General features: G+C 30.3%; 5 protein-coding genes, 2 tRNA genes and 2 CRISPR repeat arrays. Of the genes, 2 read left to right on the top strand and 5 right to left on the bottom strand.

Going from position 1 to position 11,778, the window contains the following annotated elements; all coding sequences use genetic code 11:
* Nucleotides 1-83 precede the first annotated feature (83 nt).
* Together MHL31_RS09095 and MHL31_RS09090 are read left to right on the top strand one after the other, a co-directional pair.
* A tRNA-Gly gene (locus tag MHL31_RS09095) sits at nt 84-155 on the top strand.
* A 24-nt stretch (nt 156-179) separates the two neighbouring features.
* Nucleotides 180-265 (top strand) — tRNA-Leu (locus tag MHL31_RS09090).
* 194 nt (nt 266-459) lie between these two features.
* A CRISPR array of direct repeats spans nt 460-1,416; the repeat unit is 46 nt; unit sequence GTTGTGAATTGCTTTCAGATTTGTATTTTTACTTAGCATTCGCAGG.
* A 30-nt stretch (nt 1,417-1,446) separates the two neighbouring features.
* Nucleotides 1,447-3,841: a CRISPR direct-repeat array (repeat unit 46 nt; unit sequence GTTGTGAATTGCTTTCAGATTTGTATTTTTACTTAGCATTCGCAGG).
* A gap of 336 nt (nt 3,842-4,177) precedes the next feature.
* On the opposite strand, the gene cas2 is transcribed toward MHL31_RS09090, so the two are convergent.
* The 5 genes from cas2 to MHL31_RS09065 all read right to left on the bottom strand — a co-directional run bounded on the left by cas2 (nt 4,178) and on the right by MHL31_RS09065 (nt 11,608).
* Nucleotides 4,178-4,519 carry a CRISPR-associated endonuclease Cas2 gene (gene cas2 / locus MHL31_RS09085; protein WP_240225633.1) on the bottom strand — a complete coding sequence of 114 codons (342 nt, stop codon included), beginning with the start codon at nt 4,517-4,519 and terminating at the stop codon, nt 4,178-4,180.
* 41 nt (nt 4,520-4,560) lie between these two features.
* On the bottom strand, nt 4,561-5,457 hold the full coding sequence (cas1, locus tag MHL31_RS09080) for a type II CRISPR-associated endonuclease Cas1 (protein ID WP_240225631.1): 897 nt from the start codon (nt 5,455-5,457) through the stop codon (nt 4,561-4,563).
* Nucleotides 5,458-5,512: 55 nt separating this feature from the next.
* Entirely contained in the window at nt 5,513-9,697 is a 4,185-nt protein-coding gene (gene cas9, locus MHL31_RS09075) for a type II CRISPR RNA-guided endonuclease Cas9 (RefSeq protein WP_240225629.1), read from the bottom strand.
* 331 nt (nt 9,698-10,028) lie between these two features.
* A complete protein-coding gene (locus MHL31_RS09070; protein ID WP_240225627.1) occupies nt 10,029-10,820 on the bottom strand; it encodes a nucleotidyl transferase AbiEii/AbiGii toxin family protein in 792 nt (263 codons plus the stop codon).
* Nucleotides 10,817-11,608, bottom strand: coding sequence for a type IV toxin-antitoxin system AbiEi family antitoxin (locus MHL31_RS09065; protein WP_240225625.1), 792 nt, complete (start codon nt 11,606-11,608; stop codon nt 10,817-10,819). The genes MHL31_RS09070 and MHL31_RS09065 overlap by 4 nt, the downstream gene beginning before the upstream one ends.
* Nucleotides 11,609-11,778 lie beyond the last annotated feature (170 nt).

The following is an 11,778-nucleotide window of genomic DNA, read 5'->3' as shown; positions in this document are numbered from 1 at the left end:
AGTCTTTGCTATTATTAAAATAGTTTTAAATTTGCACTCGCAATTGAGATATCAAGTGCTACGTTCATAAAGAAATAATGACTGCGAAAGTAGCTCAGGGGTAGAGCATCACCTTGCCAAGGTGAGGGTCGCGGGTTCAAATCCCGTCTTTCGCTCTACAACATATATAAAATACCAATGCTCGAGTGGTGGAATTGGTAGACACGCTGGACTTAAAATCCAGTGGACAGTAATGTCCGTATGGGTTCAAGTCCCATCTCGAGTACTAAAACTCTTGTTAATCGTTTGATTTTCAAGAGTTTTTTGTTTTTTAGGGGTTTGTTTAGGGGGTTAAATGAGTTTGGCGATCAAGCCTAATTGTTGTGTTTAAGCAAAAATTATAGTTAATCTATATAGGAAGAATTCTACATTTTTACTTAGCATTCGCAGGAAATTCTCCGAATTAAACCCAAACAGTACGTTGTGAATTGCTTTCAGATTTGTATTTTTACTTAGCATTCGCAGGATTTTCTTGTTGTTGATTTCGCTGTTTTCTGTTGTGAATTGCTTTCAGATTTGTATTTTTACTTAGCATTCGCAGGTTTCGTAAATTCTTATTAAATAGTTTGGTTGTTGTGAATTGCTTTCAGATTTGTATTTTTACTTAGCATTCGCAGGAATGGTAACGCTTATGCAGAACTGGATTAAGTTGTGAATTGCTTTCAGATTTGTATTTTTACTTAGCATTCGCAGGTGAATTTTAAAACGACTTTTTATCAGTTAGTTGTGAATTGCTTTCAGATTTGTATTTTTACTTAGCATTCGCAGGATACAAGATTTAGATAATAAAGGTAAAGAGGTTGTGAATTGCTTTCAGATTTGTATTTTTACTTAGCATTCGCAGGTTTTATAGTATGTCGGAATATGTAGACATAGTTGTGAATTGCTTTCAGATTTGTATTTTTACTTAGCATTCGCAGGTAAAGCAACAGTTAATACCTTAGCGGTTTTGTTGTGAATTGCTTTCAGATTTGTATTTTTACTTAGCATTCGCAGGCTCCAAACTGTTTGTACTTTAAATTCGTCTGTTGTGAATTGCTTTCAGATTTGTATTTTTACTTAGCATTCGCAGGTTCTAAATCTGTAACCTTTTTTATATCTTTGTTGTGAATTGCTTTCAGATTTGTATTTTTACTTAGCATTCGCAGGAGTAATACACAGATACTCAATAGCTAAAAGGTTGTGAATTGCTTTCAGATTTGTATTTTTACTTAGCATTCGCAGGAGATGCAGGTTATATAATAGCAACACCAGGGTTGTGAATTGCTTTCAGATTTGTATTTTTACTTAGCATTCGCAGGCGTGATTAGAAACCGCCATGTGAGTACCCAGTTGTGAATTGCTTTCAGATTTGTATTTTTACTTAGCATTCGCAGGGAAGGATTCTGAACATATGACAAATACAGAGTTGTGAATTGCTTTCAGATTTGTATTTTTACTTAGCATTCGCAGGGAAGCATTGGCAAATGGTGGTAATGTATTAGTTGTGAATTGCTTTCAGATTTGTATTTTTACTTAGCATTCGCAGGTCTATTGAGCAAATGATGAACGCAATAGGTGTTGTGAATTGCTTTCAGATTTGTATTTTTACTTAGCATTCGCAGGTGTTAAATGCAGAGTTCTCAGCCTTAGCGGTTGTGAATTGCTTTCAGATTTGTATTTTTACTTAGCATTCGCAGGCCTGAATTTGCAATATTTAAACCAATCCTAGTTGTGAATTGCTTTCAGATTTGTATTTTTACTTAGCATTCGCAGGGCCTCACCGCCAATACCTAAATTGTCAACAGTTGTGAATTGCTTTCAGATTTGTATTTTTACTTAGCATTCGCAGGCAACTTGTCGTATGGATGGCGAAGTAATGAGTTGTGAATTGCTTTCAGATTTGTATTTTTACTTAGCATTCGCAGGACGCAAAATTACTAACACACCATCCGCTTGTTGTGAATTGCTTTCAGATTTGTATTTTTACTTAGCATTCGCAGGTCAACCTACAAGTTTATTTACGCACAGCTAGTTGTGAATTGCTTTCAGATTTGTATTTTTACTTAGCATTCGCAGGTGTACGGACAATACAATTTAAGGAGCTTATGTTGTGAATTGCTTTCAGATTTGTATTTTTACTTAGCATTCGCAGGAAAATTTCTTTTGAAACTAACATACCACAAGTTGTGAATTGCTTTCAGATTTGTATTTTTACTTAGCATTCGCAGGCGAAAAAAACGAAGAACTAATAAAAAGGGGTTGTGAATTGCTTTCAGATTTGTATTTTTACTTAGCATTCGCAGGTTTGGCTCTGGTAAATCCGAAAAGCCTGTAGTTGTGAATTGCTTTCAGATTTGTATTTTTACTTAGCATTCGCAGGTAAAACTTTTTCAATCCGCCCCGACGGAGAGTTGTGAATTGCTTTCAGATTTGTATTTTTACTTAGCATTCGCAGGTAATTGGAGTTGAAAAATACGAGGGGGAGAGTTGTGAATTGCTTTCAGATTTGTATTTTTACTTAGCATTCGCAGGAAAGAAAAAGGAATGGGTTTTACCGAGTAGTTGTGAATTGCTTTCAGATTTGTATTTTTACTTAGCATTCGCAGGTATATTTTTCAATATAAGATAAAGCACCTTGTTGTGAATTGCTTTCAGATTTGTATTTTTACTTAGCATTCGCAGGTATGGGCGGAGACTGGGAAGAGGACGTAATGTTGTGAATTGCTTTCAGATTTGTATTTTTACTTAGCATTCGCAGGAACAATGAGGAAAGTATTGAGCCTATTTTAGTTGTGAATTGCTTTCAGATTTGTATTTTTACTTAGCATTCGCAGGCAACAATTACATTTATGTTTCAAGTGATTAGTTGTGAATTGCTTTCAGATTTGTATTTTTACTTAGCATTCGCAGGATAACTGTTTACGCTTCAACATATTCTATAGTTGTGAATTGCTTTCAGATTTGTATTTTTACTTAGCATTCGCAGGTTTTGAAGCAAAAAGAGTTCGTTTAACTAAGTTGTGAATTGCTTTCAGATTTGTATTTTTACTTAGCATTCGCAGGAAAGATGAACAAATTGAAACTGCTGTTGCAGTTGTGAATTGCTTTCAGATTTGTATTTTTACTTAGCATTCGCAGGCGCAAACGGAACGGATAGTTGGCACCACAGTTGTGAATTGCTTTCAGATTTGTATTTTTACTTAGCATTCGCAGGATGTAATTCATCTTTTGAATATCCAATAAGTTGTGAATTGCTTTCAGATTTGTATTTTTACTTAGCATTCGCAGGTTACAGGTGCAAGAAGGTTTTAACGGTGTAGTTGTGAATTGCTTTCAGATTTGTATTTTTACTTAGCATTCGCAGGAATAAAAGCCAATAATAACAGCTTTGGATCGTTGTGAATTGCTTTCAGATTTGTATTTTTACTTAGCATTCGCAGGAAATAAAACGATTTGATAATAACATATTAGTTGTGAATTGCTTTCAGATTTGTATTTTTACTTAGCATTCGCAGGATAGTTTAACAGAAAGAGCTTACGAAGTTAGTTGTGAATTGCTTTCAGATTTGTATTTTTACTTAGCATTCGCAGGGCATAGCTACGGTTTAAATTTACAAGCATAGTTGTGAATTGCTTTCAGATTTGTATTTTTACTTAGCATTCGCAGGTGAATATGGTATTATAACAGGTGATGTTGGGTTGTGAATTGCTTTCAGATTTGTATTTTTACTTAGCATTCGCAGGTGGAAAAATAAACATGAATTAGACAGACTAGTTGTGAATTGCTTTCAGATTTGTATTTTTACTTAGCATTCGCAGGATAAATTTAACAATAAGCACAATAAAATATGTTGTGAATTGCTTTCAGATTTGTATTTTTACTTAGCATTCGCAGGAAACCAATAATTATGAAAAACAATAAAACAGTTGTGAATTGCTTTCAGATTTGTATTTTTACTTAGCATTCGCAGGTGTGCCAATAGGTCGTTTAATCCTTAACTAGTTGTGAATTGCTTTCAGATTTGTATTTTTACTTAGCATTCGCAGGGTATTAGATTCTAAAAAACTAATAACCTGCAAGTTAAGTAGTCTACTAGAAATTAAAATATATTTCTATTCCACATTAACTTTATTAAACTTAATGCGTTTTTAAATTCTAAAATAACTCTAACTGTTGTATTGGTTGCTCAATTTCAGTAACTTTTTGAGCTAAAAATAATTCCATCATACCAAATTGCTTATCTGTAATTTGTAAAATTCCCACTTTGCCTAATTTTGGTAAGTGTGTTTTTACTCGTTTAGTATGTACTTCTGCATTTTCTTTGCTAGGGCAGTGACGCATATATATTGAAAACTGAAACATAGTAAACCCATCATCTAACAATTGTTTTCTAAATTTAGCCGCCGCTCTCCGTTCCTTTTTTGTTTCGGTAGGCAAATCAAAAAAAACGAGTACCCACATAACACGGTATTGATTTAATCTTGAAAAGTGTTCCATTATATATTGAGTTCATACAGTCCGAGTGAACAGAATCAATACTACTTAAGTATTGGATATAAAATTTTTCTACTTTTTCCTGAAAAACATTCATACAAACTATTGGTGGTTCTACTTAAAGCTACCATTAATGGGCTTTTTTTACCATCAATTAGCACATCCATTGCTGGAATTTTTAATAATTCCATTTTTAATTCGGTCGTTAATTCTTTAATAGTATATTCTTTTTCTACTATTTCCCTCACCAACATATCTACAAAAACCCGATATGGCTCCATAATATCATCAGCCAAACAATACGCATTGTATTTATTATGATGAAAAATACCCACACTTGGCAGTATTCCAGAACTTATCAAAGCTCTAGCGGTAATGCCTCTTAAAATAGCATAACCATAATTTAATAAATTATTTGGCGCATCTCCATGCTGATTTCTTATGAAATTTGGAATATTAAATATATTTTTCCAGTAATAAACAGCGGCTCTACTTTCATGATTTTCTAAATCTCCACTTTTTACTTCGGAAGCCCATTTATACATCTTCCTTGAAGGAATATGTATCAAATCTAAATGAGCTGCCTGGTTCGTTATTTTTGCATTGATTGTTTGTTGCCATAAATTCTTTTTTAATGGAATACTGGCGTTTAATTGATTTCTAAATCGTTCAGCCTGCTCACTATGCCCTACCAAAGGTTGTAATAAGCTTATTGGTAAATGAAAGGCATCACAACTAACAATAGCTGCTTTATGCTGTACTAATTTAGCTAATAAACCATTGGTAATCGTAATTTGTTGATTTTCTAACACCAACATTCCAATATCTTCAATTGGTACAGTTTTCATCTCTTTATCCTCCTCTGGATATTGAATTATCAACTGCTTATTTTTGGTGCTTAAATAAGTTGGGTTGCTAAAAAATAATGTACGCTTTATCATAACTAATTATTTTAAGCCTACTTATTTTCTAAAAATAAATAGGCTGTGTTAATTATCAATCATATTCACCTACCTGAACTATTTCTCCTAAATGATTTGTTCTAACTTTAATAACACCCTCAATCCCTGACAAACCAGTTCGTTTATATACTATTTCTTTTAATTCTTTCACATCTTGTACCGTTGTTTCTAAATGATGTCTAAAAAAATAATCTTTTGTTGCAATTTTTTGAACTCTAAACAAGTATTTGCTAATTAAACTAGCGTTCTTTATATCTAACAAATCTTTATCATACGGATTAAAATCATCCGATGGAAATACAAACAACTCATTTTGTTTCATTGTAAATAAAAATTGCCAACCCAATGCTTCATTATAATGCTTATCTATTATAGGTAAATCCTCATTTACTCTTGCTACGGCTTCATAAAAAGAAACTACTTTTTCTTGTAATTTTCCTTTTTCATCTTTATAAATTGCAACATGATGGTTGTTACCTGTACTTACAAAATCAATAGCTTGCTCTTTATTTTTAATTAAAATTTTATTACCTAAATGGTCTTTTTTAGCATGCAAAGGCTCTGCATTTTTTACACCACTTATAGCAACTCTTTTAATTGCAATAGTTTTATTTTTATTTAACCAAATTGGATTCTTTTCTAAATTTGAAAAAGCTTCTTTAGGCTTGTTATCAAATTCCTTTAATCTTTTTTCTAAAATTCTACGTACACCAACATCAATTATTTTTTGTAAACTTTTAACATTTTTAAAGTTATCTGGATTTACTTCTTTTCTAATAGTATAATTGGTGTTAAAACTTTTAGTTTTTACTACTTCTGGTACTAATTTAGTTTTAGCAGCATTTAAATAAATTGGATTTTTAGTTAAACTATTTTTACCTGTAAAAGCTTTTTTAGGATTGTTTCCAAATTTAGATAATCTATTTAGTAATGCTTCTCTATATATTGGTTTAGTAATTTCATTTATTTTTTTAGGTGTAAACTTAGCATTCACTTTTTCAAGTTTAACAATAGGCTCGTTTAATTTACCATAAACTGTTTCTTTATGTAATTGACCTCTAGGAGTCAATTGTATTTTTTCTAAAACACTATTTTTACCTTGTTTTATTTTATTTACATTTCTTGTAACAACTTTATTTTTAGTTTTAAAAGAAATTAAAATGGATTCAATATGCTTTTTAGCCTCTTCACGGAAATTTTCAATTGGAGCTTTAAATTTTCGTTTTCCTCCATTTTCTTTAAACGTTATTAAACGTTCAATTCCCAATATTGATGTATGCTTTTCATTTTTTTTATTTTTTCTAGCACTTAAATTATTAATATATTGTATATGATTATGAGATGTAAAAGCAACGGTTAAAGCATCCATTGCATGATGTCTATGGTCATTTCGTTTTGTCCAATCTTTTATTACTTCAACTTCTTTATTGTTTTTTCTTATTTCAATATCAGTTAAACCCAATGCTTTATACTTAGGTAAGTTAAGTTCTTTCATTATATTAATTAATCCCCAATCTTCACGCAATTTATTTGTAATACCTCCAGTAGTTGCGACAACATTTGGAAATACATCTAACAACATTGTTCTTGCTTTTTTTGCAATATATTGGGAGTTACGCAAATCGCGTTCAATAAAACCATCGGGTAAATTCTCTTTGCTCATTAGCATTTTTTTATACTTTCCGTTACTAATTAAGCCTTTTCCTTTATTAAAAAGTGTTTCTACCCTACTTTTAAAATTGTCAACTTGATCATTAAAATCTTCTTCAATAAAATCTAGAGCAGTTCTATCTCTTTTTTGTAAGTTAATTTTTTTAAAAGCCAATGTTTTATTTGAAAAGGAATCATCAAATAGTAATGCTTTTGGTATAATATGTTCAATATCAATTTCTTTTGAGAATAATTGTTGAGGCGAAATTTCTTTACCAGTAAATATTGTTTTATAACCTAAAGGAGCTAACTCTTGCCATAACTTATAGCGAATAACATCATTTTTAGTTGGGTTAGGTATACCGTATTCTTTTGTAATTGTTTTTTTAATATCAATATTGGCAGTAGTAGCTTTTGAAATAAAGCTAGTCATTTCTGCACGTTCTTTGGCAGATTTTTTTAATTCACGAGCTAACTCTATACGTACTTCATCGGGCTTTCCATACCTTTCAATTACTTGATTGATTAGGTTAACCATTTGATTTAAAATCTTTTCAACTACAGGATTTCTTAAGCTATTTTTAGGAAGTAATTCTAAAGTATCCTTCAAAGTACGTTTCGCTAATTCATCTTTTGTTAAAGAGTTAGAATGATTATAACCGGCTAATTTACAAGCTTCAGAAAATTCGTTTCCATTTTGTAAATATGGTAATATTTTTCTTATTGCTTTTGTAGATAAACTACTATAATCTTGTTGTAAACTTATTGAAGACAATAGTTTTGCATACTCAGGCTTAAATCCATATTTTAAGTGTAATTTCTTTTTAAGGTTTACATTTAAGTTGCCATAAACAATTTTATCGGCTTCACTAATTTTTCCATCATCCTCTGCAGCATATAATAAATGCCAAAGTTGATAACTGTCTTGCTTATCAAAATCAATTCCTTCTACAGTAGTGTCAAAATCTAAAATAGTTGATTTTATTCCTATTTGAGGAAATACAACTTTAAGCTCATCTTTTATTTCAATCGCTGTTTTTTTATTCCAATCAAACCCATAACCTTCAATTTCGCATATTTGTTGATAAACATTGTACAATGCTTGGTTGGTTCTATTCCCTTCAATTTTCTCAAAATTACATTTCCACTCAGACGGTTTTTTGCCTAAAAATTTTAAAACTTCATTAGCTTTTAAATCTCCTCTTATATTTAATTCTTCAAAAAGTAATTGATTTGTTTCTTCATCTAATACAAATTTTTCTTTATTGTTCTCTAAGTTTTTTTTGGGTTTAAACTCTAAGTTATTTAGGTTTTGCCAAATTTTAAACTCTTGAAATAAAGGTGAAGATTTAGAAATTACTTTTGGTCCAATAGTTCTCTTTTTTGTTTTCCCAGTAAGAGCATCTATGTATTCTTGCTCTTTACTTTCAAACTGACAAAAACTTAGCAAGCCTTTTTGAGACTTTAATTTACGCTGATAAAAAATAATTATATCTCTTATTTCTTCTTTAAGATCTGCTGTTAAAATTGAATGATATCTTGCTTGTACTTCCCAAATTTGTTCAAATTCATCTAAATAATCTTGTCTATAAAAGACTTGATTTTTAAGTGATGTATGTGGATTTTCTTTAATTTGTTTGTACAGATACTCACCAACAGTTAGCTTATTGAAATATAATTCTTTACTTCTATCACTAATAGCCCCTAAATAACCACTAGATTTATTTAGTTCATTGTTAATTTCTTGTAAAACAATAGCTAAATGTTCTAAACTTATTTTACTTTGAAGTGATTCTGCTCGTAATTGATACTTTTTTAGTTTTTGTTCTTTAGCAGTACCATCTAATTTTATTCCAACAATATTAAAAGGTATTTCACAAATTTTCCAAGTAGCACCTTTGTTTTTACCTTGTAATTCTAGAAATAGTTCATCGCTTAAAATAGATGGATAATGCTGTTTTTGTGTTTCCCAAATTTTATTAAACTCTTCTTGTAAGTCTGAGCGATAAAAATCTGGAATAAATTTTTTATCTTTTTTTAATAAAGCAAAAACATATTCACCAGGTGTTAAATTATTCTCATACAACTCTTTTGCAACAGCCATTCCATCTACTGCAACACCTTCATCTTCGCTTACAGCTTTTCTACTACTTTTATATCCTCTCTTTTTGTTTATCGTTAATAATACACGGGCAAATTCATCTAAATCAATTTTTTCTTTAGCTGCTTTTGCTCTTAACGCTAATGTTTGATGTGTAGTTTCTTTACCAATTTCAGTTAATGGTGTATCTTTTGAAATTAAATCATATTTACAAAGTATTTCAATTAAATTCTTTCTACGTAATTTAAATCGTTGTAAATTTCTTCTAGCTCCGCGTTTTAATGTTCTATCTGCATTTACAGAAAGAGGTCTACCTTTTTCAAAATCTGTTAGTTCATCTGTTGTTAACGGATTAACTCGTACACCTAATTTAATAATTTCAGATTTCTCAGTTAATACTTCAGCTTCTTTTACCAAAGCCCATCCAATAGACGCTGTTCCAAGGTCTAATCCTAATATTTTTTTCATGTGTAATACAACTTTTTTATAAGAAGAAACCCTTATCTAATTCTAAAAAAAGATAGAATAGATAAAGATTAATTTCAAAACAATTTTAAACTTTGAATTTACTAAAAAAAAATTTTATCAAAAATGATTTGTGTCATTAAATAGTATTCTCTTTTTGTGTATATTTGAATTACAAATCAGAAAGCAATTCACAATAAGGATTATTCCGTTGTGAAAACATTTAAAATGGCACTCATTAATTTGAGTGTCTTTTTTTAACGTTTAATTAAAATTATACTAGGGGTATAAATGGGTTAAATTTATTTAAAACAGTTTTTTTATATATTTAAACTTATATTTTTTCTATCAATTCACTTTTAAGCCACTTAAAAGCAGCTTCTTGGTTGTATGTTATTTCTGGTCTCAAAAGAGCTTCCATGTCTCCTGTAAAATTTGGGTCTTGCTCTTTTTCTTCAATATTTTGTAAAAATTCTTTTTGACTAGGGGGTCTGTTCCCTGTAGAAAAGGTTGTGTACTCTTTAAAGCTTTCAATTATTTCTTCAGTATTCAATTCCATATTCAACCTTGAATAATCTAAATCGAATAAATCTCGTCCTTTGCTACGCTGGTATAAAGCTCTCATTTTTGTTCCTAAGAGTTCATTTATGTTATAAGTTCTAATCTTAGCTTTACCAGAAAACCATTCGCTTTTTACTTCAAAAGGAAAATCAACCCATTCTAATACATTAAAATGTTCTTTACAGTTTATTTCTAATTTTAACCTGAGACGAATATCCTCATATTCTGAATTAAATCTATACAATGCTTTCGCTCCATGACCTCCTATTTTTGTACTTCTTTTTTCTTCAAAAAATGTAATAACTTCATTTATGCGTTGCATTACTGGTTTTATAGGTCCAGGTTTTATCTGAACTAAATCTATATCTTCAGAATATCTTGGTGCTGGATTTAAATATAGCTTATGTAAAGCTGTACCACCTCTAAAAGCCAAATTTTCTTGGAGAAAATCATCTGAAAAGATTTCAATTAAGGCTCTACTAATAACTAAGTCTTGTTCTATCTGGTAAAATTGTTTCCAAGGTGCATGGGCTTGCCATTTTGCTATATCTGGTTTTGGGATCATAAATCGCTTTCTAGTTTAATATTTATAGCCACTTTCCACTTATTATTTACTGCTCCAGGTTTTTCTGATGATCTAGGGCTTAATAAAACAGGATAATAATTATCTCTTTCAAAATACTTTGATAGTATTTCAATTAATTTTTCATCGGCTTCAACTAATTCAAGAATGAAGCCTAATCGTTGTAAAGTACTCTTATGTGGGTACCAGGTGAGTAATTCACTTAAGTCGATTTCATTTATTTCTTCAGATAACTCTTCAATAATTGCAAGCATTCTATTGAGTCCCCCTAATTTAGTTTGGTGGTGAATCAAGTCAACAGTTGTTAGTACAGGGCTTGATATTTTAAAAATTCCTGCATCTGATTTTTTTTCAATAATATTTTTGTTAGTCAAAGTAGTTGTTGTGAAAAACCGAATATCAACAGAGTTTTTATTAATATCAGGTAATGAAGGTGTTTGAATCATCACATATTCTTTTTGTGATTGTTGGTGACTTGCTCCGTGGAATTTTGCTGCAGTATAAAATCCTAAATAATAAGATTTATTTAAATATTTAAAAAGTTTCTCAATGTAAAGTTGAATAGGAATCTGTCCTTGTCTTGAATATCTGGGAGGGATAATCAAATAAAAACCTTTTCTAAGGTTTACAATTTCTTTTTTTTCAATTAATCTGGCAAGTTCAAATTTTAGTGATGTTCCTTTATTATCTGTTTGCTGAGTAATTTCTTCAAGTGAAAAGGAGAAATTCTCAATAGATAATAATTGTTTTATATAATCCTTAGCATTCACTTTAGTAAAATTTTTATAAAAGTAGTAAAAAATGATACTTATCTCAAATTTTTACTATAAATTTTTGATGTATTTATTGAAAATGCGTAATTACACACCCCCACAATTTCGTTGTTTAATTATATGACTTATATGACTTATATGACTTATATGATTTATATGATATAAAT

The sequence above is a fragment of the Lutibacter sp. A80 genome (genome assembly GCF_022429645.1).
Taxonomy (GTDB): domain Bacteria; phylum Bacteroidota; class Bacteroidia; order Flavobacteriales; family Flavobacteriaceae; genus Lutibacter.
The sequence above is the reverse complement of the archived record's forward strand: the minus strand, read 5'-3'. Positions and strand labels throughout refer to the sequence as shown.